Source organism: Pseudomonas sp. LBUM1660, assembly GCF_059695935.1.
The window spans coordinates 2,074,127-2,095,326 of the sequence record NZ_CP166795.1 but is presented as its reverse complement, the minus strand read 5'-3'; the positions used below and the strand labels follow the sequence as shown (position 1 = coordinate 2,095,326).

The following is a 21,200-nucleotide window of genomic DNA, read 5'->3' as shown; positions in this document are numbered from 1 at the left end:
GCAGGCTTCCTTCAATCCTCGACCACCCAGGTGTCCTTGGTTCCGCCGCCCTGGGAGGAATTCACCACCAGAGAGCCTTCACGCAGGGCGACACGGGTCAAACCGCCGGGCACAACCCGGGTTTCGCGGCCAGACAATACAAACGGACGCAGGTCGATATGGCGTGGCGCGATGCCGTTTTCGACAAAGGTCGGACAGGTCGACAGGGACAACGTCGGTTGCGCGATATACGCGTGAGGCTTGGCTTTGATCCGCGCGCGGAACGACTCGATTTCCGCCGCGGTCGCCGCCGGCCCCACGAGCATTCCGTAACCGCCGGAGCCCTGGGTTTCCTTGACCACCAAGTCTGGAAGATTGGCCAGCACGTGGGAAAGTTCAGAAGGATTGCGACACTGGAACGTCGGCACGTTCTTCAGGATCGGCTCTTCGTCCAGGTAGAAACGGATCATGTCCGTGACAAACGGATACACCGACTTGTCGTCCGCGACCCCGGTGCCGATGGCATTCGCCAGCACCACGTTGCCCGAGCGGTAAGACGACAGCAGCCCTGGAACCCCGAGCATAGAATCCGGGTTGAACGCCAGCGGGTCGAGGAACGCATCGTCGAGACGACGGTAGATCACGTCGACGGCTTTCGGTCCGTCCGTGGTGCGCATGAACACCTTGTCGTCACGCACGAACAGGTCCGCGCCCTCGACCAACTCGACGCCCATCTCCCGCGCCAGGAAGGCATGCTCGAAAAACGCGCTGTTGAAGCGACCCGGCGTCAGCACCACCACGCTCGGGTTATCGATCGGGCTGGAGCTTTTCAGGGTGTCGAGCAGCAGGTTCGGATAATGGTCGATCGGCGCGATGCGCTGGGCCGAGAACAACTCGGGAAATAGCCGCATCATCATCTTGCGGTCTTCGAGCATATAGCTCACGCCGCTGGGTGTACGAAGGTTGTCTTCGAGCACGTAGTACGTGCCGTCGCCATCGCGCACCAGATCGACACCGGAGATGTGCGAGTAGATATCGCGGTGCAGATCCAGCCCTTGCATCGCCAACTGGTATTGCTCGTTGGCCAGCACTTGCTCGGCCGGGATGATGCCGGCCTTGATAATGCGCTGCTCGTGGTAGAGGTCGGCGAGGAACATGTTCAACGCCTTGACTCGCTGGATGCAGCCGCGCTCGACGATCCGCCATTCGCTGGCAGGGATGCTGCGCGGGATGGTGTCGAAGGGAATCAGGCGCTCTGTGCCCTGCTCGTCCCCGTAGAGCGTGAAGGTAATCCCGGCGCGATGAAATAACAGATCGGCCTCGCGTCGCCGTTGTGCCAAGAGCTCGTCAGGCGTCTCGGCCAGCCAACGGGCAAACTCCCGATAATGCGGGCGGACCTGGCCGCCGGCATCGTACATCTCATCAAAATAGGTGCGGATCATGCCGTACTCCTTGTCACCCGGACATCTAGGCTTCGCAAGGCCCGTGCCATCGGCAGAAACGCTTTGTTATCAACCAGTTGGATAATCACGCCGTTTGCACCGCACCAATCCTGTGCAGCAAACGCCCCAACCTGATCGCCCCCGCTTCATTGCAAGGCGACGTTGTCGCCTATCACCAGCATAGTCAGAGTTGATTTCACTGCCCGGCCGGCGGTGCGGATAATCCGCGCATTCGCTGTAAAACCTGAACGAACTTCCCTTTAGCCGCCTGCTCAGGCGGTTTTTTTTGCGTCGGGATTCTTGTTTCAGGGTTTTGCCGAGGGAATATTCCGGGCGCCATAAACGAAAACGGCCAACCCGAAGGTCAGCCGTTGCTGAGTGTTGTCACTGTTCATAACGTTATGCGAGTCGCCCTCGTACTTCCTGCTTGACCCCCCACCCTTCGAGGATGCCGCCCAGAGGCTCAACCACCGCCTCGAAACCCTGCTCGAAATCGCCGATGTCATCGTAGGTGGCGTACATGACTTTGCTCAGTTCGAGTGCCCATGCGCCGTCATCGCGCACACTGATCTGCGCGTTCAAGGATTCACCCTTGTATTGCCCTGCCGCCCTGCGTGCCCGCTCCTCGTCCGGGAAAATGGCGTAGAACTCGATGGGATGGAATCGTGAAAAATCGAAACCGCCTTCTTTCATGCGGCGCAACACGCTGCTGCTGATGTCTTCTTGATAGGCTGTGCTCATGAAACGTCCCCCTCAAATTGATGGATAGACTTTCCGTATTCCCGGCACGCGCAACCGATTGGTGCGAGCGATGCGGCAACCAGGTTGCCGGTGGGAAGCAAGCATGTAGCTGACAAGACCAGACCTTAGCGATCCGTTCGCTGATCTCGATTGCAGAGTAGCCCCAAGACAGAGGCGCTGCCAAGGCCTGGATAAGAATGAGACAGGTGTTGTTCAGATTGGCGTGATGCCGAGGATTTGAATGCTGTTCTGGGCTTTGAGACTTTTGACGCTGGCATCAGCGGTTCGCCCTTCCAGATCATTCAGATCCAGTTCGGCGGCGACAGGAAGGAGCCGGGCCTTGATGAGTTTCGCGGCTTGCTCGTTATCCGGGCACTCGTCGCACTCAAAGACTTCATCGACTGTTTCACCGTGATCATCTACGAAAGTGATTTTCCACTTTTGCATCAGTGCCTCCTCGATCAAACCCGCAAATGGGCTTACAACCATCTGGACTTTTGGTCTGAGTGATCGTTCAAACGGATTACCGCATGCAGGTATGAAAAAAATACAGGAACCTGTAGGAGCGAAGCTTGCTCGCGAAAGCGGTGTATCAGTCAACTTGTATATTGCCTGATGCACCGCTTTCGCGAGCAAGCTTCGCTCCTACAAGGGGTTATGCGCACATCTTCAGTTTAGTCGTTGCTTGGCTTGTTCACCGCTTGCAGCACGTATTGCGGCAAGGCGAAGGCGCCGATGTGGATTTCCGGGTTGTAGTAGCGGGTGATGATGCCGCTGCCGGCGAAACGCTGTTGCAGGGTTTCGCGGGACAACTTGCGATAAGCGGTGTTGGTCGCGCCCCAGGCAAAGGTCATCGAGCCGCCGATGTAGGTTGGCACCGCGGCCTGATAGAAGTGCCAGTCCGGGAAGAGGCTGCGCAGGCGACCCGCGGTGGTTTTGACTTCTTCGATCTGCATGAACGGCGTGCCGTTCTGGGTGACCAGGATGCCGCCTTCGTTCAGGCAGCGACGGCAGGCCTGGTAGAAGTTTTCGGAGAACAGCACTTCACCCGGACCGATCGGGTCGGTAGAGTCGGAAATGATCACGTCGAATTTTTCGGTGGTGGTGGCGACGAAACGCATGCCGTCGTCGATCACCAGGTTCAGGCGTGGATCATCGAACGCACCCTTGGAGTGGTTCGGCAGAAATTCCTTGCACATGTCGACCACGGTGCCGTCGATCTCGACCATGGTGATGTGCTCGATGCTGCGGTGCTTGGCCACTTCACGCAGCATGCCGCCGTCGCCACCACCGATGATCAGCACGCGCTTGGCGGTGCCGTGCGCCAGGATCGGCACGTGGGTGAGCATCTCGTGGTAGATGAATTCGTCGGCCTCGGTGGTCTGGATCACGCCGTCCAGTGCCATGACCCGGCCCATGCGCGGGTTTTCGAAAATCACCAGGTGCTGGTGTTCGGTGCGCACTTCGTGCAGCAGTTTTTCCATGCGAAAACGCTGGCCGTAGCCTTCGTAGAGGGTTTCCAGGTATTCGCTGGTGGTGATGTTGCTCATGGGAAGTGCTCCGATGAATGCGGTGGCAACGGACGGTTACCCGCCCATGATGGCCAATCGATCAGCTCGATTAACCGGGAAAGGCGCGCATTCTACGTTGCGGAAGATGACAGGTCGAACCTTCTGACACCCGCATACCTGTAGCAGCGAGGCTTGCCCGCGAAGAACGATAACTCGGTCTCTCTGTTAAACCGTGTAATCGTTCTTCGCGGGCAAGCCTCGCTCCTACAGGGGGGGCGGTGTTGGGGTCAGATCCGGACGTTGCCCCGTGGCCCGGCGATTGCCCAGATGATCAGGCCCAGGACCGGCAGCAGCAGGATCAGCAGCACCCAGATGATTTTCATCCCTGTGTCGGCGCCACTTTTGAGCACGTTGATGATTGCCCAGATGTCCAGGACAAGAATAATCAGGCCAATCAGGCCATTGAACGTGGAACCCATGGTGTCGCTCCCTAAGAGTGGTGTGCACTCTTAGGATAGCCGGGCCTTGCGAGGGTTCCGTTATTTAAACGTGGACCGCGATTTTCAGGGCTTCGAGCGATGGCGCGGCGGTGATACCCACTTGAGCGCACAACTCGAGCACGCGCGGTACATCGTTGCCGTAGACCAATACCACTTGCAGTTCGTCGTCGAGCAACTGGCTGAAATTCATCAGCGTGTAACCGCCGTTTTCCTTGTTCATGCTGCCCATCTGCACCTGAATGCGGTTGAGCGCGGTCAGGGCTTCGGTCTTGGCCAGTTGCTTGGGTTTGATGTTGAAATCAACACCGGGGCCGAACGAGGCGACGATCTGGGCGAACAGGTCGACGTAGGTGTCGGCCTGGAACAGCACGGTTTCCGGCAGGCTGCCGACTACAATCCACTCGCCCAGTGGAATCGGGAAGGAGTCGTCGTAGTTGATATCCGGATTGGCCGTCAGAAAAGCCTCGGGACCGGCGTAGGCCTGAGCCGCTTCCTCAGCGACTTTCAGGATTTCCTCATCTCTCATGCACCCGGAGCTGATTTTAGTGATGAGTTCGACGAGTGCGGCTTTCATGGGGCGGATCCTGTAGCGAGTGAATTTTGAGGGCGCGAAGGATAGCGCATTCGGAGAGAGTTACCGAGCAGACCAAAACTGTGTGGCGAGGGAGCTTGCTCCCGCTCGGCTGCGAAGCAGTCGTAATCCCGGTGTTTTTGGTCTATCTGAACCTCTGCGGTGACTGGTTTTGGGGCTGCTTCGCAGCCCAGCGGGAGCAAGCTCCCTCGCCACAGAAGCCTCTCACCACAAGGGACCGTGTACGATCAGGCCAGCAATTTTTGCAACTGCGCGGTGGTGTCGACGGCGCCCATGGTTTTCGCGGCATCCAGCGCGGTGACGCCATTGGCATCCTTGGCTTTCGGATCGGCGCCTTTGCTGATCAGGTAATCGACGATTTCAACGCGGTTGAACATCGCAGCCATCATCAGCGCGGTGCGGCCGTCGAAGGACGAGCCTTCCACTTGGGCACCACCGTCAACCAACGCCTTGACCACTGCCAGGTCGCCCTTGAACGCGGCGCCGGCAATCGGGCTCTGGCCATTGTCGTTGCGGATTTCCGGGTCGGCCTTGTGTTCCAGCAGCACTTTCACCGTCTCCACGTGGCCGTGGTAGGCGGCGAGCATCAGCAAGGTGTCGCCCTTGTGGTTGCGCAGGTTCGGCGGCAGGCCTTTGGTCAGCAGCGCAGCCATCATGGCCGCATCGCCCTCGCGCGCTTTGTTGAATACCTGTTCGGCAAATTCAGCGGCTTCTTCGGGGGTCATCTGGCGGCTTTGGTCTGACATCGGGGACTCCACTGTCTGTCATTCGGGAAAGCCGACAGTTTCCCGAGCAGCCCCGAGGCTGTCACTTCTTTTTTCTCACACGCCGCCATAGCCACATTCAATAGCGCTGCTTTCAATAACGAAAAGCGCCGCCGTGAATATCCGCCAGCAACTGCGGAGTGACTTGCACGTAAGTCTGGGTGCCGGGCAGCCAGGCGTAGATCGGGTCATCGCCGGTTTTGCCGGGGTCGAAGGCTTCGTCCTTGAGCCGGGTCTTCTGGTATTTGAAAGTCCCGGTGGTCTCCATTTTCACTTTCACCCGCAGGAAAAGCGGTACCGCGTACGCGGGCATTTGCTGGCGGGCAAACGCCAGCAACTCGCTGAAGTCCAGGGTCGCCAAGGATTCGGCTGGCGTGATCGCGGCCATGCCGGCACGCCCGTTGGTGTTGTGGATTTCGACGCCATACGCCACGGCTTCAGAAATATTCGGGTGTTGCAGCAGGATGTTTTCGACCTCGGTGGTCGAGACGTTCTCACCCTTCCAGCGGTAGGTGTCCCCCAACCGATCAACAAACTGCGCATGGCCAAAACCGATGTTGCGCAGCAGATCGCCGGTATTGAAGTAACGGTCGCCCCGGGTGAATACGTCGTGGAGCACGACTTTTTCGGTCTTCTGCGGATCGGTGTAACCGTCCAGCGGCGCCTTGTCGTCGATTCTCGCCAACAACAGGCCCTGCTCGCCTTTGGCGACTTTGCGCATGAAGCCCTTTGCGTCACGAATCGGCAGGCCGCTGTCGTGGTCGTAGGCCACCAGCTCCCAGGCCATCAGGGAAAAACCGATGGTGTTGTCGAAGTTGAGGATGTTGGTGAACCCGATATTGCCGTCGCTGGCGGCGTACAGCTCACAGATGTGCTCAACCGCAAAACGCGTCTTGAACTCGCGCCAGGCGCCGGGCCGCAGGCCATTGCCGATCATCTTGGTCACGCGGTGTGTGCTGTCGTCGGCCGTGGGCGGTTGATCCACCAGGTAGCGGCATAATTCGCCAACGTAACCGAGGGTGGTCGCCTGGTATTTGCGCACGTCGTTCCAGAACTGGCTGGCGCTGAACTTGCGGCGGATGGCAAATCCCGCAGCGCCGCTGATTGCCGAGCCCCAACACACGCAGAGCCCGGTGGCGTGATACAGCGGCAAGGTGCAATACACGACATCCTCGGGCTGCATATTCAGGGCGATCTGGCCGAAGCTCGCGGAGCTGCGCATCCAGCGACCGTGTTTGAACACGCCCGCCTTGGGTAATCCGGTGGTGCCGGAGGTGTAGATATAGAAACAGGGGTCGTCGAAAAAAACCTGCTGGCTGCTGGCCGGATTCTCACTGGACGCCTGGGCGCTGGCGCTCATCAGGTTGATGAAACCGTCGGGCGCATGGCCGGGATGCCGGAAGGTGTCTTGATCGGCGACGAACCAGGTGCGCGTCGGCTCGATCGCCACCCGCTCGCGGACCGCGCTGAAGGCCGGGACCAATTCTTCACCAACAATGACCGCCGCAGGCGCCACCAGGTTCAGGCTGTGGGCCAGGGTGTCGCGGGTTTGCGAAGTGTTCAGCAAGGCGCTGATCGCACCGACCTTGGCCACTGCCAATATCGTCACCAGCAGTTCCGGACGATTCTCGAGAAAAACCGCCACCACATCGCCCTTGCGAATGCCTTGGGTGATCAGGTGATGGGCGATGCGATTGGCCCACTGGTTGACCTGTGCATAAGTCAGCGTCACATCGCCCTGCAGCAACGCCGGGCCATCGGGATTGCGCAAGGTCGCTTGCTCGAACGTCCAACCGAGGCCACACGGTTGGCTCGGGTCCTTGACGTTGGCGACTTTCATGCCCTTCACCACACGCGGAATGGCTTTGGCAATGGAAGGCAGCTTGCGGAGCATCATGCCCCAGGTAATCGTGTCGCTCATGCTTGCTCCCGTTCGATCTTTTTATTGTCGGGCGGCGGTCTATGAGTCCGAAAATACGTCAGCGGTTCTTGAGCTGTACACGCGGTTTTTGAAATGTTTTGTATCCGGGCCTGCGCGTTCGAGATCGGGAACCTCAGCGCGGGTGATTGGTTCCATCGAATCGAGGCCAACCACGCAAAATGCAGGATGCACGATGGCCATTCATGCAGATTGCACGAAAGCAAAAAACCACCAAAAATATAAGATATTGATTTATAACGATTTTTAAAACTTCAGGTGCTGGCACAATCACTGCAACTACCTCTCCATGCTTGCCAATCAAGTGCTAACGGAGCTGATAGACATGAGCCTGATCCAAGAAAAATTTACCTCCCTATTCTCCAACTTCGATGTGACCACCCAGCCGCGTCCGGATGGTGGCATTCTGCTGACCCTGCGCAGTACCGAAGGCAAAGTGTTCAAGCGTTCGATTTCGTACCAGCAATTGCATGCCGGCGATCAGTTGTCGTGGGTCATCAGTGCGATTCGCCGTGACCTGGCCGAACAGGCCAGCGAACTGCCGCAGATTTCCATGCTGCAAAGCCAGCAACGGTTCGCCCTGCCGACCTATCACTCGGCGTGAACCCTGCGGTTGTGTAAATAAACGCGCTGTAAAAAAACAGGCCGTGAAGCGTTCGCTTCACGGCCTGTTTAGTTTCTGGATTTACACAATTCCATGTGGGAGTGAGCCTGCTCGCGATTGCTGTGTGTCCGGCAACATTTAAGTTGAATAGCACTTCGCAATCGCGAGCAGGCTCACTCCCACAGGTTATGGGGTTGGACCTTAGAAAGTAGAAGGATCAATCCGCGCAAAACTGTCGACGGTCACATGCCCCGCCAGCTCCCCGCCTTCTCGGGCCAGCCCGCAAGTGGCCATGCCGGCCATGCGCGCCGCATCCAGTTCCTCGACGATGTCTGACAGAAACACGATCTGCTCAGCCTCCAGCCCGATGGCTAGAGTAATACGCTCGTAAGATTGCGCTTCACGCTTGGGCCCCGACGTGGTGTCGAAGTAGCCGTTGAACAGAGGCGACAAATCACCCGCCTCCGAACAGCCGAAGATCAGCTTTTGTGCCTGGATCGAGCCCGAGGAATACACAAACAGTTTGAAACCGTCCTGATGCCAGCGCTTGAGCGCTTCAACGGCGTCCGGGTAAACGTGGCCTTTTAACTGCCCGGCTTGATAGCCCTGCTCCCAGACCATGCCTTGCAACGCTTTCAGCGGCGTGGCTTTGCGGTCTTCGGCAATCCAGCCCAGCAGGATCTCGATTACCCGCTCAACGTCGGCGCCCGGTTCGTTGCTGTCGCGGCGCACGGCGGCCAGTTGCTCGGCCACATCCGCGCGCTCGGCGTGCTGGCGAACAAAGTCCGGCAGGTGTTTGGCAGCGTAAGGAAACAGCACGTCGAACACAAAACTCACCGCGCTGGTGGTGCCTTCAATGTCGGTGAGAATCGCTTTGATCGGCATCGGTTCAGTCCTCAAGACGCGGGAAGCGGCTGGCGATGTCTTCGCCGGTGAAGTTGGCGACCCAGCCTTCAGGGTTGTTGAACAGACGGATCGCGACGAAGTGCGGATGCTCGCCCATGTCGAACCAGTGTGGCGTGCCGGCCGGTACGGAGATCAGGTCGTTCTTCTCGCACAGCACCGCGTAGACGTAATCGTCGATGTGCAGGGTGAACAGCCCACGGCCGGCGACGAAAAATCGTACTTCGTCTTCGCCATGGCGGTGTTCGTCGAGAAATTTGGCGCGCAGTTCGGCTTTTTGCGGGTGATCGCTGTTCAGGCTGATCACGTCGACGGTGACGTAACCGCGTTCGGTCATCAGCTTGTCGATCTGTTCCTGGTAAGCAGCGATGACTTCTTCCTGGCTGGCGCCCGGCTGGATTTTCGCCGTGGCTTGCCAGCGATCGAAACGCACGCCCTGCTCGGCCAAGGTCGAGGCGATGTCTTCGAAATGGGTCAGCACCTTGTTCGGAATATCAGGGCTTGAGACGTGGTAAACGGACAGGCTGCTCATCAGGGCAACTCCTTAACGGTTCAGGCTAGGCGGTTCATGCGTGACGCTTCAGCTTTTATGGTTCAAGAGTGAGCGCATCTTCAACTCGCATTCGAACAAAAATTCAAACGCTTCGATCTGCCGCAGGGCGTCGCTCATGCGCACGCCCCAGGTGTAGAGGCCGTGGCCGCGAATCAGGTAGCCGACGCAATCGGGGTGGGCTTCAAGCCAAGGCTGCACCTTGGCGGCGAGGCGCGCAATGTCCTGATCGTTGTCGAAAATCGGCACGCGCACCCGGGACTCGTGGGTCGAAACGCCACTGAAGGCTTTTTGCAGTTCGTAATCTTCGAACTCGATGAAATCCTGCGGCGTCAGGCGCGACAGCACCGTGGCGTTCACCGAATGGGTGTGCAGCACCGCGCCGATCTCCGGGCGCCAGCTGTAGAGCTGGGTGTGCAGCAGGGTTTCGGCGGACGGTTTCTTGCCCGGTTCCAGGCTGTTGCCCGACAGGTCGGTGGCCAGCACATCATCCACACCCAACTGGCCTTTGTGCTTGCCGGACACGGTCAGCAGCGCTTCGGTCGGCGACAGACGGGTCGAGTAGTTGCTGCTGGTGGCCGGCGACCAGCCGCGACCGTACAGAAAATGCCCGGCGTCGATGATTTCCTGGGCGAGGTGTTCACGGGTAAGGCTCATGGCCTGTCCTCTTGCATGCGTGTGGCGATGATAACGGCAGCGGCGAAGGCTGCGAGACTGGCAATACTAAAGGTGAACGTGGCTCCGAGCGCATTCCAGCTGTAGCCGGAATACAACGCACCCAAGGCGCCGCCGGTGCCGGCCAGCGCGGCATAAAGCGCCTGGCCCTGTCCTTGCTGACGTGCGCCGAAGCTACATTGCACGAACTGGATGGCAGCGGCGTGAAAGCTGCCGAATGTAGCGGCGTGCAGCACCTGGGCAAACAGCAGCACCCAAAGGAATTCGGCCAGCGAGCCCAGCAGCAACCAGCGCACGGCCGCCAGCAGGAAACTCGCCAGCAGCACCCGACGCACCGAGAAGCGCGCGAGGATTTTGCTCATGGCCAGGAACATCAGAACTTCGGCGACCACGCCGACCGCCCAGAGCATGCCGATCACGCCTCGACTGTAACCGAGCCGTTCGAGGTGCAGGGTCAAAAAGGTGTAATACGGCCCGTGGCTCACCTGCATCAGCGCCACGCAAGCATAAAACGCCAACACGCCGGGATTGCGCAATTGCCTGAGAAACCCGTCTCCGGCAATGCGCTCGCCCTGAACCGGTTGAGCGTTGGGCACCCACAGGCTGCTGACGACAATGCCGGCCATGATCAGCACCAGCGCCACCGGATAAACGTCGAGGCTCAGCCATTCGAACATCCGGCCAAGCGCGACCACGGTGATGATGAAACCGATGGACCCCCAGAGGCGGATCTGACTGTAGCGCGACGTCTGCCCTTTCAAGTGCGCCAGGGTGATGACTTCGAACTGCGGCAACACCGCGTGCCAGAAGAACGCATGCAACGCCATGACCATCGCCAGCCAGGCGTAGGTCTTGCTGACGAAAATCAGCGAAAACGTCAGCAGCGTGCAGACGGCGCCAAAGCGCACGATGGCCAGGCGCCGGCCGGTGTAATCACCGAGCCAGCCCCAGATGTTCGGTGCCACGCAACGCATCAGCATCGGGATCGCCACCAGCTCACCAATGCGCGCGCTGGAAAAACCCAGGTGATCGAAGTACAGCGCCAGAAACGGCGCTGTCGAACCGAGCAAGGCGAAATAGAACAGATAGAAACTGGAAAGCCGCCAGTACGGGAGCGCCGCCATAGTCGTCAGACCCTGGCGGCTGTGAGGCTCTGTACGAAAACTGCCTGCGCGACGATCATGCTGCGTTAAAAACAGGCTCGCAATGCTCATGTAGGTCCCTACACTCCGCTTGCTCGCCTGTTTTTGCCTTGCCTGATCGCCGCTCGGCGAGTTTTCGTACAGACCCTGCGTCAGCCATTAAAGCTGACCCAGCACCGGCGTGCTCACGCGCACGTCGGCATTCTGCCCGCGATGACGCAACAGGTGATCCATCAGCACGATGGCCATCATCGCTTCGGCGATCGGCGTGGCGCGGATGCCGACACATGGGTCGTGACGGCCCTTGGTGATGACGTCCACCGGGTTGCCATGAATGTCGATCGAGCGGCCAGGCGTGGTGATACTCGAGGTTGGCTTGAGGGCCAGATGCGCAACGATCGGCTGACCGGACGAGATGCCGCCCAAAATACCGCCCGCGTTGTTGCTTAGGAAGCCTTCCGGGGTCATTTCGTCGCGGTGTTCGGTGCCGCGCTGGGCGACGCTGGCGAAACCGGCGCCGATTTCCACGCCTTTCACGGCGTTGATGCTCATCAGCGCATGGGCCAGTTCGGCGTCGAGGCGGTCGAAGATCGGCTCGCCGAGGCCTGGCATCACGCCTTCGGCGACGACGGTGATCTTCGCGCCGACCGAGTCCTGATCGCGACGCAACTGGTCCATGTAGGCTTCCAGCTCCGACACCTTGTCCGGGTCAGGGCAGAAGAACGCGTTATCTTCCACCGAATCCCAGGTCTTGAACGGGATATCGATCGGGCCGAGCTGGCTCATGTAGCCGCGAATGACGATGCCCTGGGTGGCCAGGTATTTCTTCGCAATCGCACCGGCGGCCACGCGCATGGCGGTTTCACGGGCGGAGCTGCGTCCGCCACCGCGGTAATCGCGTTCGCCGTATTTGTGGTGATAGGTGTAGTCGGCGTGGGCCGGACGGAACAGATCCTTGATCGCCGAGTAGTCCTTGGACTTCTGGTCAGTGTTGCGGATCAACAGGCCGATGGCGCAACCGGTGGTGCGACCTTCGAACACGCCGGAGAGGATTTCGACTTCGTCGGCTTCCTGGCGCTGCGTGGTGTGGCGGCTGGTGCCGGGTTTGCGGCGATCCAGATCGCGCTGCAGATCCTCAAGGGAAATCTCCAGCCCCGGCGGGCAGCCGTCGACAATGGCGACCAACGCCGGACCATGGCTTTCGCCCGCGGTGGTGACAGTGAACAGCTTGCCGTAGGTATTGCCGGACATGCAGGACGCTCCGTGAAATGAACCTGAATACGTAATGCGCGCCAGTATACGCAGGCTACCCAAGTAGTTCATCCTCGAACCTTATGGGTGCCCGCGAGTCCAACCGGCACCTTTGTGAATGATGGCGTGATGATGCTGCGAGTTCTAGCCTTGAGCCTTACCCTGTTTACCGGCTTTTCCCAGGCCACTGTCCTGCAACGCCCGATCACTTTGGATACCGGCACCGGAGAGCTTTTCGGCTCGCTGTTGTTGCCTAAATCCGACATACCGGTGCCGGTTGTCCTGATCATTTCCGGCTCTGGTCCTACGGATCGTGACGGAAACAACCCTGACGGCGGACGTAACGACAGCCTCAAGCGGCTGGCCTGGGTGCTGGCCAAACACAACATCGCCAGCGTGCGTTACGACAAACGCGGCGTGGCGGCGAGCCTCGCGGCGACGCCGGACGAGCGCAATCTGTCGGTGGAGGCCTATGTGGCCGACGCCGAGGCCTGGGGCCGCAAGCTCAAAACCGATCCGCGCTTTGGCCAGCTGATTCTGCTGGGCCACAGCGAAGGCGCCTTGATCGCCAGCCTCGCGGCGCCGAGCGTCGATGCCGCTGCGGTCATCTCAATGTCCGGCAGTGCCCGGCCGATCGACCAAGTGTTACGTCAGCAATTGAGCAATCGCCTGCCACCGCCGCTAATGCTGCGCAGCAATGAACTGCTCGACAGCCTCAAGGCCGGCCACACTGACGACAACGTTCCGCCGCAGTTGCAGGTGATCTTCCGCCCGAGCGTGCAGCCTTATCTGATTTCGCTGTTCCGCCAGGACCCGGCGGCGGCGTTCGCCAAACTGAAAATGCCGGCGTTGATCATCCAGGGCAGCAACGACATCCAGGTCGGCGTCGGTGACGCCAGGATGCTCAAGGCGGCCAAACCGGACGCTGAACTGGCGCTGATCGAAGGCATGAACCACGTCATGCGCATCGTGCCCAACGATGTAAAACGGCAAATGGCCTCTTACAAGGACCCGCAATTGCCCTTGGCCGCTGAACTCGGCGCGCGAATCCTCGGGTTTATTGACGGACTTCGCACCAGTTAGCCACTACTAACCCTCCAGTCCTGAAAAAAACGGCCGATAAGCCTTTGTCGCCAGCGCTATGACTGACGACAAGCAGAGCTTGGACAGGATCTCGCCGTTATGACTGATACCCAGACTTCACCTGACACGACCGCTGAAAAAGACGCACCGCCAGCGGTCGAGCTGCCGTGGGCGGACGTTCACGTCGAGCACCACAAGATGCTCCGTCTGGCGCCGCTGCAAACCGACCGCAATACCGGTGGGCGGCCGTTACGCTTTGTCGAATTCGGTTACGCCGACCGCCACAGCAAGGACCACAGCCTGATGCGCATGAGCATCAAGCTGCCCGGCCAGCGCGTACGCAAAGAGCAGAATCATCTGGACGTGTGGGTCGATCACACCGCCAAGCGTGTGCATTTCGAGCCCGAAAGCGGCTTGCAGATTGAACCGATGAACCGTGGCATCGGCCGGTTCATGGCCGCTCAAGGGATTACCTGGGCGAAGAAACGTTGGCCCGGCTACACCGTCGACGGCACCGATCTGAACAATAAAGATGCGTTGAACGAAGACACGCGCCTGCGCCGCGATCACTTCCTGAAGTCGCATGGTTTTGAGGTGGTCTACGCCGACGCCCAGCATTTGAAAGGCAGCGTCAAAGAAGTTCAGGTCGAGGATCTGGTGGGTGATTGGAACAGCGAGAAGCTGCAAGTGGTGGAAATCCTCGAAGCCGCGCAGATGCTTCAACAGGCCGATCAGAACCTGGCCGAGCAGGAAGTGAAGCTGAAGAAGCACGAAGAGAAGGTCAGCAAGTACAAGCGTGAAGACGCCGGGCTGCGCTTTACCATTACATGCCTGGTGGCGTTTGCGGTGTTTCAGGCGGGGTTGTTGATCTGGATTGCTACGCACCGGTAACGATCTGAGACCGTGGCGCGGCCTTCGCGGGCAAGCCTCGCTCCTACAGATTCTGCGTCGTGCCCAAATGATGCGGCACACACAAGATCTGTAGGAGCGAGGCTTGCCCGCGAAAGCGCCCTAAAGTCAGACGCGGGACGCGAACAGGGCCTGATGATCGCGGCACTGCTCCGCGCTCAACATGAACACACCATGCCCGCCGCGCTCGAAATCGAGCCAGGCGAAGTCGACCTCTGGGTACAGCCCCTCGACGTGAACCTGGCTGTTGCCCACTTCAACTATCAGCAAGCCCTTCTCGGTCAAGTGATCCGCTGCCTCAGCGAGCATCCGTCGCACCAGGTTCAGGCCATCATCACCGCAGGCCAGACCCAGTTCAGGTTCATGCTGATACTCGTCCGGCATGTCGGCGAAATCTTCCGCGTCAACATAAGGCGGGTTCGACACAATCAGGTCAAAACGCTGACCCGGCAAACCGTCAAACCCATCACCCTGAACGGTGTACACCCGCTCATCAACGCCATGGCGCTCGATGTTCTGGTTGGCCACTTCCAGCGCTTCGAACGACAGATCGGCCAACACCACTTCGGCGTTCTGGAACTCGTAGGCGCAGGCGATACCGATGCAACCGGAACCGGTGCACAGGTCGAGAATCCGCGCAGGCTCGGCGCCCAACCACGGCTCGAAACGTTTTTCGATCAGCTCGCCAATCGGTGAGCGCGGGATCAACACACGCTCGTCGACAATGAACGACATGCCACAAAACCACGCTTCGCCCAGCAGGTAAGCAGTCGGAATACGCTCTTCGATACGGCGCTTGAGCATGCGCTGCAGGTTGACCAACTCGTCCTCTTCCAGGTTGCAGTCAAGGTAGCTGTCGGATATTTCCCACGGCAAGTGCAAGGCACCCAACACCAGTTGACGGGCTTCGTCCCAGGCGTTGTCGGTCCCATGGCCGAAAAACAGATCCTCCCCATGGAAGCGGCTGACGGCCCAACGGATATGGTCACGCAGGGTACGAAGGCGGGAAGTAATCACGGGGGCAAACTCCAGAAAAAACGACTGGCGATTCTAACAGCCAAAACGCGCCACGACGACGCGGGAAAACAGCGGATCAGATGTAGGACATATCCATTTTTGCTGTTGGCTATTGAACAAAACCTGCATCTTGACAAGGCTGCACGCCAGCAACGACGGCGCCTACGATAGTAGCGATTCACAGAACCGCTCAGCCAGAGGACAATGTCGCAAAAGCCCCACTCCAAGGAGCCCCAGAATGTCCGTTCCAAAAACGATGTTTCAACTCAGCGGCCGCGGTTACGCAGCAGCCAATCTGGGTCATGCGACCCTTGTCATCATCGATGCCCAGAAAGAATACCTCAGCGGCCCGCTGGCCCTGACTGGCATGGATGCTGCCGTCGCGAACATCAAGCAACTGGTGGCCGCTGCCCGTGCGGCCGGTCGTCCGATCGTGCATGTGCGTCATCTCGGCACCGTCGGCGGGCTGTTCGATCCACAGGGCGAGCGCGGTGAGTTTATCCCGGGGCTTGAACCACAGGCGGACGAAACCATTATCGGCAAACTGCTGCCGAGTGCGTTTCACGGCACCGAATTGCTGGAACGCTTGCAGAACCTTGGTTCGCTGGACCTGATCGTGTGCGGCTTCATGAGTCACTCCAGCGTCAGCACCACCGTGCGTGCGGCAAAGAACCTGGGCTTTCGCTGCACCCTGGTTGAAGACGCCTGCGCAACTCGCGATCTGCCCTACAAGGGTGGCGTACTCACTGCCGAGCATGTTCAGCACACCGAAATGGCGATCATGGCGGACAACTTCGCCACCCTCGCGCTCACTCACGAACTGATCTGATCGGCCTCGAAGAGCGGTCAATACCGCCGCTCATCCGCAAAAGCCTCTCATTTGCTGCAATTGACTTAGCCTCAGGAACAACCCGGACAACTCCCGGTCGAAGGGCCGATACCCATTGAGGAAGGTCGGAATGAAGCTATCCGATGGTTTTGACGCACGCCGCTTGCGGCCCAAGGGCCAACGCAACTGGCGTTTTCGATTCGGCGCAGCCTTTGCTGCCTTGCTGGCGACGTGCGGTGTGTTGCTGGCAATGGCCGGTGCCGCCAGCCTGCTCGGCCGCCCCCCGGCCCTGGGCGAATTGAATGCCAGTCCGCTGGGCTCGGCGATCATTCTGGCCGTTGGCCTGTTCGTGCTTTATATCGGTGTGTGGCTGTGGCGTCGCTGCCGGCGTCGTTCTCGCCAGTCACGAGAGCTGAACATGTCCCCGCACCTGATGAAAAAACACGATTGAATCGAAGGCCCGACTTTTTGGCGGGCCTCAATTGTTATGGATAGCGCCTCGACTTGGGTAAACTGGCCGCCCTTCGCGGAGGCTGACATGCAAGACGACGATTTTTCCCTGTTCAAAAGTGCGATCCAAGGCGTCAAGCCGATCAAGCACGATCGCGCCGACACCGGCAAACCCAAGGCCGACCGCGCGCAAATCGCCAAGCTGCGCCAGGCCGCGACCGTTCGCACCGATGCCACCACCGTTGATGGTCTGTCCGATCAGTTCGTGATCGACGTTGGCCCGGAAGACGAGTTGATGTGGGCCCGTGACGGTGTTCAGGAAAGCCAGATGCGCAAGCTCAAGGTCGGACAGATTCCGTTCGAAGGCAGCCTCGACCTGCATGGGATGACAGTGGAAAAAGCCCGGGAAACCCTCTGGGCGTTTCTGGCTGAAGCCACCAAATTCGAAATCCGCTGTGTGCGTGTCACCCACGGCAAAGCCGTGCGTCTGGACGGCAAGCGGCCGATGATCAAAAGCCACGTCAACACATGGTTGCGTCAGCATTCCCAGGTGCTTGGCTTCACCTCGTGCCAACCGAAACATGGCGGTGCCGGCGCGGTTTATGTGATGCTCAAACGGACCATGATGGAAGGTCGCGACGAGTAAAGCTGTCGCTTCACGCTTGCAGCGCCGTGTTTGCCACCGTACCCTTGCCCTTTGCGAAAATCCCCACAGGTAGTTTCATGTCCCTGGAACAGAATTACACCGCGATTCTCGGCCAACTGGGCGAGGACGTCTCCCGCGAGGGCCTGCTCGACACGCCAAAGCGTGCCGCCAAAGCCATGCAGTACCTTTGCCGCGGCTATGAACAGACACTGGAAGAAGTCACCAACGGTGCCTTGTTCAGCTCCGACAACAGCGAAATGGTGCTGGTCAAGGACATCGAGCTTTACTCGTTGTGCGAACACCACCTGCTGCCGTTCATCGGCAAGGCTCACGTCGCGTACATCCCGAGCGGCAAAGTGTTGGGCCTGTCGAAAGTCGCGCGGATCGTCGATATGTACGCCCGCCGCCTGCAGATCCAGGAAAACCTCAGCCGCCAGATCGCCGATGCGGTCCAGCAAGTCACCGGCGCCCTGGGCGTTGCTGTAGTGATCGAGGCCAAACACATGTGCATGATGATGCGCGGTGTGGAGAAACAGAATTCGTCAATGATCACTTCGGTGATGCTCGGTGAGTTCCGCGAAAACGCCGCCACCCGAAGCGAGTTTCTCAGCCTGATCAAGTAATTGGTTACACGAAGAAAACCGGCATTCATCGCCGGTTTTTTTTCGCCTGTGAAAAATCAGGTAAGCTGCGCGCCTTCCGTTCGCCCTGTGAGGCTTATTCCGTGTTCGTAAAAGCGCTTCGTGTCGGCCTTGGCCAACTGATCATCTTCATCGACTTCATTACCCGCCCAGGCAAGAAGCAGCGCCCCGCCGCCGCTCAGGCTCAGGTCGAAACGGCCGCCAAGGACCTGACGCTGTATCAGTTCCACGCCTGCCCGTTCTGCGTGAAAACCCGTCGCACCCTGCGTCGCCTGAATGTGCCGGTGGCGTTGCGCGATGCAAAGAACAACGAACAGGATCGCCAGACCCTTCTCGAACAAGGCGGCAAGATCAAGGTGCCGTGCCTGCGCATTGAAGAAAATGGGCAGACCACCTGGATGTATGAGTCCAAGGTGATTATTGAATATCTGGATAAGCGGTTCGCGGCCGCCTGACACGGCGGATTTCGGACAAAAATAAACCGGCCCGTTGGCCGGTTTATTTGTTTCTACCCTCCCCTCGCGCCGTTTTCGTCGCCTGTTTCTGATGCAGGCCGGGTTCGGCCAGCGGCACGACGAAGGCATCCCTCCCGGCGATATATCCCTATTGCCAAACTTTTCGTCTACAAAACCAAAAACATTATTTGCTTTATTTGTATACAAAAGCATAATCCACTTCGTGCGAGTTCCTGACTGACCGGTCAACAAATTCGCAAATGCCTCAATGGGCCGCTGCCACCCTCATGGGTCCGGCCCTGGAAATAACAATAAAACTCTTGAGGAGTATTCGCTGTGGAAAGCCGCAAATCCGAAGCCCCGACGCTGGAACTCTCGCCGCCGTTACGTAATGGCTTGCTTGAGCGCATCTTCAAACTCAGCTTGCACGGCACCACGGTGAAGACCGAGCTGATCGCTGGTCTGACAACCTTCATCACCATGGCCTACATCATCTTCGTCAACCCCAACATCATGGCCGACGCCGGGATCGATCACGGTGCCGCATTCGTCGCGACCTGCATCGCGGCAGCGCTGGGTTGCCTGTTAATGGGCCTGTACGCCAACTGGCCGGTTGGCCTGGCACCGGGCATGGGGCTGAACGCCTTCTTCACTTACACCGTGGTCGGCACCATGGGCTACAACTGGGAAACCGCCCTTGGCGCGGTGTTTGTTTCCGGTGTGTTGTTCATGTTCCTGACCTTTTCGCGGATTCGCGAATGGTTGCTCAACAGCATTCCTGTGAGTCTGCGCTACGCCATGGGCGCCGGCGTGGGGTTATTTCTTGGGTTGATCGGCCTGAAAACCGCGGGCATCGTCGTGGATAGCCCGGCCACCCTGATCAAGCTCGGCTCCCTGCGCGAGCCCGGCCCGTTGCTGGCCGCCATCTGCTTTCTGATGATCGCCGTGCTCAGCTACCACAAAGTGTTCGGTGCAATCCTCATCAGCATCATCACCGTGACCCTCGCGGGCTGGGGCCTGGGCCTCGTCCACTACGAAGGCATCATGTCTGCTCCGCCAAGCCTGGCGCCCACCTGGATGGCCATGAACGTCGCCGGCGTGTTCAACGTCAGCATGATCAGCGTGGTGTTGGCCTTCCTCTTCGTGCACATGTTCGACACCGCCGGCACCTTGATGGGCGTGGCCCAGCGCGCCAATCTGGTGAACGCGGACGGCCGCATCGAAAACCTTTCCCGCGCCATGAAAGCCGACAGTGCTTCCAGCGTGTTTGGTGCGGTGGTCGGCGTCCCGCCAGTCACAAGCTACGTGGAAAGTGCCGCTGGCGTAGCGGCGGGTGGTCGGACTGGTCTTACCGCCGTCACCGTAGGTGTGTTATTTATTGCAGCCATGTTCTTCGCTCCGCTGGCGGGCATGATTCCCGCTTATGCAACGGCCGGTGCGCTGATTTATGTGGCAATGCTGATGATGGGCGGCATGGCGCACATCGAATGGGACGAAGCGACCGACAGCATTCCGGCGATCGTCACTGCGATCATGATGCCGCTTACCTTCTCGGTCGCCGATGGTATCGCGCTGGGTTTTATCACTTACGTGGTGCTGAAGGCCTTCACCGGTAAGCACAAGGAAATTTCCGTCAGTTTGTGGGTGCTGTGCGCGATCTTCATCGCCAAGTTTATTTTCTTGTAAGCGTTACGCCGTAAGCGTTTCAAATCAGCCTCACCCCGTCGGGTGGGGCTTTTGCACAAATGGAGGAAAGTGATGAGTCTGGAAACCTGGCTGCTGTTCAGCGGCGCTGCGCTGGTGGTGATCCTGATCCCGGGGCCCCTGTCATTGCTGATGATCAGCAACAGTCTGAATTTCGGTTTGCGCCGGTCTTACCCGGCGTTCCTGGGGGGCGTGATTGCTTCGATCTGCTTGCTCAGTGCCTCCGCGCTGGGGCTGGGCGCGCTGTTGCTGGCGTCGGAACAGCTGTTCAGTGTGCTGAAAATCGTCGGTGCGCTGTACCTGTTCTACCTCGCCTGGCAGAGCTGGCAGCAATCGCGCCAGCCTTCGGTAGGCGCTGAAGTGCCCCAGGCAGCGCCGGTGCCGCGTTTTCGCGCCCTGTTCGGACGCGCATTCGTGTTAGGCGCGAGCAATCCGAAGGATATTTTGTTCTTTGCTGCTTTCCTGCCGCAGTTTTTGAGCGCCGGACAACCGTTCCTGCCGCAATTGCTGGTGATGATCGCGACCTGGACTGTGCTGGATCTGCTGTGCAAGTTGGCCTATGGGCTGGGCGCTCATGGCGCAGCGAAATATCTGCGCAGTGGCAAGGGACAAAGTTGGTTTAACCGAGTGAGCGCAGGACTCTTCAGTGGTGCGGGTGCAGCCTCCTTATTAAGCAATCACTAATCGGATCGCGCTATTACTGGAACACTTGATCTCATAAGATTTTATTGACGTCAGCACACTTAGAATTGATTGCCAAGGACGGCAACACTTCAACCCCCATCGAGAAACAAACAGCAACAGGCAATATAAATATATATAGTTGTCTTTTCTGAACTCTCTTTACCATGGCGCTGCGACTTCGCACACAAC

General features: G+C 58.9%; 24 protein-coding genes. 10 read left to right on the top strand and 14 right to left on the bottom strand.

Features of this window, described 5'->3' with window-relative positions:
• Positions 1-11: 11 nt before the first annotated feature.
• The 8 genes from ACA068_RS09875 to ACA068_RS09840 all read right to left on the bottom strand — a co-directional run bounded on the left by ACA068_RS09875 (position 12) and on the right by ACA068_RS09840 (position 7,450).
• Entirely contained in the window at positions 12-1,421 is a 1,410-nt protein-coding gene (locus ACA068_RS09875; RefSeq protein WP_017337349.1) for a circularly permuted type 2 ATP-grasp protein, read from the bottom strand.
• A gap of 399 nt (positions 1,422-1,820) precedes the next feature.
• Entirely contained in the window at positions 1,821-2,162 is a 342-nt protein-coding gene (locus tag ACA068_RS09870) for a ribonuclease E inhibitor RraB (protein WP_219095560.1), read from the bottom strand.
• Between the two features lie 213 nt (positions 2,163-2,375).
• Complete coding sequence (locus ACA068_RS09865; protein WP_477793103.1) at positions 2,376-2,609, bottom strand: hypothetical protein; 234 nt, start codon at positions 2,607-2,609, stop codon at positions 2,376-2,378.
• A 227-nt stretch (positions 2,610-2,836) separates the two neighbouring features.
• On the bottom strand, positions 2,837-3,712 hold the full coding sequence (gene speE, locus ACA068_RS09860) for a polyamine aminopropyltransferase (protein ID WP_497309436.1): 876 nt from the start codon (positions 3,710-3,712) through the stop codon (positions 2,837-2,839).
• A gap of 248 nt (positions 3,713-3,960) precedes the next feature.
• On the bottom strand, positions 3,961-4,152 hold the full coding sequence (locus ACA068_RS09855) for a PLDc N-terminal domain-containing protein (RefSeq protein ID WP_010456621.1): 192 nt from the start codon (positions 4,150-4,152) through the stop codon (positions 3,961-3,963).
• Between the two features lie 64 nt (positions 4,153-4,216).
• Positions 4,217-4,747 carry a hypothetical protein gene (locus tag ACA068_RS09850; RefSeq protein ID WP_497309435.1) on the bottom strand — a complete coding sequence of 177 codons (531 nt, stop codon included), beginning with the start codon at positions 4,745-4,747 and terminating at the stop codon, positions 4,217-4,219.
• Positions 4,748-4,992: 245 nt separating this feature from the next.
• Positions 4,993-5,511 carry an ankyrin repeat domain-containing protein gene (locus ACA068_RS09845; protein WP_169856727.1) on the bottom strand — a complete coding sequence of 173 codons (519 nt, stop codon included), beginning with the start codon at positions 5,509-5,511 and terminating at the stop codon, positions 4,993-4,995.
• A gap of 112 nt (positions 5,512-5,623) precedes the next feature.
• Positions 5,624-7,450, bottom strand: a complete 1,827-nt coding sequence (locus ACA068_RS09840; protein WP_497309433.1) for a long-chain-acyl-CoA synthetase — start codon at positions 7,448-7,450, stop codon at positions 5,624-5,626.
• A 343-nt stretch (positions 7,451-7,793) separates the two neighbouring features.
• Here ACA068_RS09840 and ACA068_RS09835 point away from each other — a divergent pair, with 343 nt between their 5' ends.
• Positions 7,794-8,072 (top strand): DUF3509 domain-containing protein, encoded by a 279-nt coding sequence (locus tag ACA068_RS09835; RefSeq protein WP_090181818.1) that lies wholly within the window; start codon positions 7,794-7,796, stop codon positions 8,070-8,072.
• 201 nt (positions 8,073-8,273) lie between these two features.
• Here the strand turns inward: ACA068_RS09835 and mtnC are convergent, their stop codons facing one another.
• The 5 genes from mtnC to aroC all read right to left on the bottom strand — a co-directional run bounded on the left by mtnC (position 8,274) and on the right by aroC (position 12,593).
• Positions 8,274-8,957 (bottom strand): acireductone synthase, encoded by a 684-nt coding sequence (gene mtnC, locus ACA068_RS09830; protein ID WP_497309431.1) that lies wholly within the window; start codon positions 8,955-8,957, stop codon positions 8,274-8,276.
• A 4-nt stretch (positions 8,958-8,961) separates the two neighbouring features.
• Positions 8,962-9,507: a 1,2-dihydroxy-3-keto-5-methylthiopentene dioxygenase gene (locus tag ACA068_RS09825; RefSeq protein WP_259150911.1), complete on the bottom strand. Its 546-nt coding sequence runs from the start codon at positions 9,505-9,507 to the stop codon at positions 8,962-8,964.
• A 48-nt stretch (positions 9,508-9,555) separates the two neighbouring features.
• Positions 9,556-10,182: a methylthioribulose 1-phosphate dehydratase gene (locus ACA068_RS09820; RefSeq protein WP_497309430.1), complete on the bottom strand. Its 627-nt coding sequence runs from the start codon at positions 10,180-10,182 to the stop codon at positions 9,556-9,558.
• Positions 10,179-11,324 (bottom strand): MFS transporter, encoded by a 1,146-nt coding sequence (locus tag ACA068_RS09815; RefSeq protein ID WP_497309428.1) that lies wholly within the window; start codon positions 11,322-11,324, stop codon positions 10,179-10,181. Before ACA068_RS09815 ends, ACA068_RS09820 begins: the two co-directional genes overlap by 4 nt.
• A gap of 177 nt (positions 11,325-11,501) precedes the next feature.
• Positions 11,502-12,593, bottom strand: coding sequence for a chorismate synthase (gene aroC / locus ACA068_RS09810; protein WP_497309426.1), 1,092 nt, complete (start codon positions 12,591-12,593; stop codon positions 11,502-11,504).
• Positions 12,594-12,722: 129 nt separating this feature from the next.
• Here aroC and ACA068_RS09805 point away from each other — a divergent pair, with 129 nt between their 5' ends.
• Together ACA068_RS09805 and ACA068_RS09800 are read left to right on the top strand one after the other, a co-directional pair.
• Positions 12,723-13,676 carry an alpha/beta hydrolase gene (locus ACA068_RS09805; protein WP_497309425.1) on the top strand — a complete coding sequence of 318 codons (954 nt, stop codon included), beginning with the start codon at positions 12,723-12,725 and terminating at the stop codon, positions 13,674-13,676.
• Between the two features lie 99 nt (positions 13,677-13,775).
• Positions 13,776-14,567 carry a hypothetical protein gene (locus ACA068_RS09800; RefSeq protein ID WP_497309423.1) on the top strand — a complete coding sequence of 264 codons (792 nt, stop codon included), beginning with the start codon at positions 13,776-13,778 and terminating at the stop codon, positions 14,565-14,567.
• A gap of 126 nt (positions 14,568-14,693) precedes the next feature.
• On the opposite strand, the gene prmB is transcribed toward ACA068_RS09800, so the two are convergent.
• Positions 14,694-15,602 carry a 50S ribosomal protein L3 N(5)-glutamine methyltransferase gene (prmB, locus tag ACA068_RS09795; RefSeq protein ID WP_497309422.1) on the bottom strand — a complete coding sequence of 303 codons (909 nt, stop codon included), beginning with the start codon at positions 15,600-15,602 and terminating at the stop codon, positions 14,694-14,696.
• Between the two features lie 238 nt (positions 15,603-15,840).
• Here prmB and ACA068_RS09790 point away from each other — a divergent pair, with 238 nt between their 5' ends.
• The 7 genes from ACA068_RS09790 (at position 15,841) to ACA068_RS09760 (ending at position 21,011) form a co-directional block, all read left to right on the top strand.
• A complete protein-coding gene (locus ACA068_RS09790; protein ID WP_497309420.1) occupies positions 15,841-16,431 on the top strand; it encodes a cysteine hydrolase family protein in 591 nt (196 codons plus the stop codon).
• 130 nt (positions 16,432-16,561) lie between these two features.
• On the top strand, positions 16,562-16,882 hold the full coding sequence (locus ACA068_RS09785; protein WP_010456650.1) for a hypothetical protein: 321 nt from the start codon (positions 16,562-16,564) through the stop codon (positions 16,880-16,882).
• Between the two features lie 87 nt (positions 16,883-16,969).
• Positions 16,970-17,527: a Smr/MutS family protein gene (locus ACA068_RS09780; protein ID WP_497309418.1), complete on the top strand. Its 558-nt coding sequence runs from the start codon at positions 16,970-16,972 to the stop codon at positions 17,525-17,527.
• Positions 17,528-17,604: 77 nt separating this feature from the next.
• Positions 17,605-18,150 carry a GTP cyclohydrolase I FolE gene (gene folE / locus ACA068_RS09775; protein WP_003204506.1) on the top strand — a complete coding sequence of 182 codons (546 nt, stop codon included), beginning with the start codon at positions 17,605-17,607 and terminating at the stop codon, positions 18,148-18,150.
• Between the two features lie 101 nt (positions 18,151-18,251).
• Entirely contained in the window at positions 18,252-18,623 is a 372-nt protein-coding gene (locus ACA068_RS09770) for a glutathione S-transferase N-terminal domain-containing protein (RefSeq protein WP_497309416.1), read from the top strand.
• Between the two features lie 336 nt (positions 18,624-18,959).
• Positions 18,960-20,309: an NCS2 family permease gene (locus tag ACA068_RS09765; protein ID WP_042932677.1), complete on the top strand. Its 1,350-nt coding sequence runs from the start codon at positions 18,960-18,962 to the stop codon at positions 20,307-20,309.
• A gap of 72 nt (positions 20,310-20,381) precedes the next feature.
• On the top strand, positions 20,382-21,011 hold the full coding sequence (locus tag ACA068_RS09760) for a LysE family translocator (RefSeq protein WP_497309414.1): 630 nt from the start codon (positions 20,382-20,384) through the stop codon (positions 21,009-21,011).
• The last annotated feature ends 189 nt before the right edge of the window (positions 21,012-21,200 follow it).

Coding starts and splice junctions, on each gene's coding strand:
- ACA068_RS09875 (WP_017337349.1), bottom strand. CDS start 1,421: ATGATCCGCACCTATTTTGATGAGATGTACGATGCCGGCGGCCAGGTC.
- ACA068_RS09870 (WP_219095560.1), bottom strand. CDS start 2,162: ATGAGCACAGCCTATCAAGAAGACATCAGCAGCAGCGTGTTGCGCCGC.
- ACA068_RS09865 (WP_477793103.1), bottom strand. CDS start 2,609: ATGCAAAAGTGGAAAATCACTTTCGTAGATGATCACGGTGAAACAGTC.
- speE (WP_497309436.1), bottom strand. CDS start 3,712: ATGAGCAACATCACCACCAGCGAATACCTGGAAACCCTCTACGAAGGC.
- ACA068_RS09855 (WP_010456621.1), bottom strand. CDS start 4,152: ATGGGTTCCACGTTCAATGGCCTGATTGGCCTGATTATTCTTGTCCTG.
- ACA068_RS09850 (WP_497309435.1), bottom strand. CDS start 4,747: ATGAAAGCCGCACTCGTCGAACTCATCACTAAAATCAGCTCCGGGTGC.
- ACA068_RS09845 (WP_169856727.1), bottom strand. CDS start 5,511: ATGTCAGACCAAAGCCGCCAGATGACCCCCGAAGAAGCCGCTGAATTT.
- ACA068_RS09840 (WP_497309433.1), bottom strand. CDS start 7,450: ATGAGCGACACGATTACCTGGGGCATGATGCTCCGCAAGCTGCCTTCC.
- ACA068_RS09835 (WP_090181818.1), top strand. CDS start 7,794: ATGAGCCTGATCCAAGAAAAATTTACCTCCCTATTCTCCAACTTCGAT.
- mtnC (WP_497309431.1), bottom strand. CDS start 8,957: ATGCCGATCAAAGCGATTCTCACCGACATTGAAGGCACCACCAGCGCG.
- ACA068_RS09825 (WP_259150911.1), bottom strand. CDS start 9,507: ATGAGCAGCCTGTCCGTTTACCACGTCTCAAGCCCTGATATTCCGAAC.
- ACA068_RS09820 (WP_497309430.1), bottom strand. CDS start 10,182: ATGAGCCTTACCCGTGAACACCTCGCCCAGGAAATCATCGACGCCGGG.
- ACA068_RS09815 (WP_497309428.1), bottom strand. CDS start 11,324: ATGGCGGCGCTCCCGTACTGGCGGCTTTCCAGTTTCTATCTGTTCTAT.
- aroC (WP_497309426.1), bottom strand. CDS start 12,593: ATGTCCGGCAATACCTACGGCAAGCTGTTCACTGTCACCACCGCGGGC.
- ACA068_RS09805 (WP_497309425.1), top strand. CDS start 12,723: ATGATGCTGCGAGTTCTAGCCTTGAGCCTTACCCTGTTTACCGGCTTT.
- ACA068_RS09800 (WP_497309423.1), top strand. CDS start 13,776: ATGACTGATACCCAGACTTCACCTGACACGACCGCTGAAAAAGACGCA.
- ACA068_RS09790 (WP_497309420.1), top strand. CDS start 15,841: ATGTCCGTTCCAAAAACGATGTTTCAACTCAGCGGCCGCGGTTACGCA.
- ACA068_RS09785 (WP_010456650.1), top strand. CDS start 16,562: ATGAAGCTATCCGATGGTTTTGACGCACGCCGCTTGCGGCCCAAGGGC.
- ACA068_RS09780 (WP_497309418.1), top strand. CDS start 16,970: ATGCAAGACGACGATTTTTCCCTGTTCAAAAGTGCGATCCAAGGCGTC.
- folE (WP_003204506.1), top strand. CDS start 17,605: ATGTCCCTGGAACAGAATTACACCGCGATTCTCGGCCAACTGGGCGAG.
- ACA068_RS09760 (WP_497309414.1), top strand. CDS start 20,382: ATGAGTCTGGAAACCTGGCTGCTGTTCAGCGGCGCTGCGCTGGTGGTG.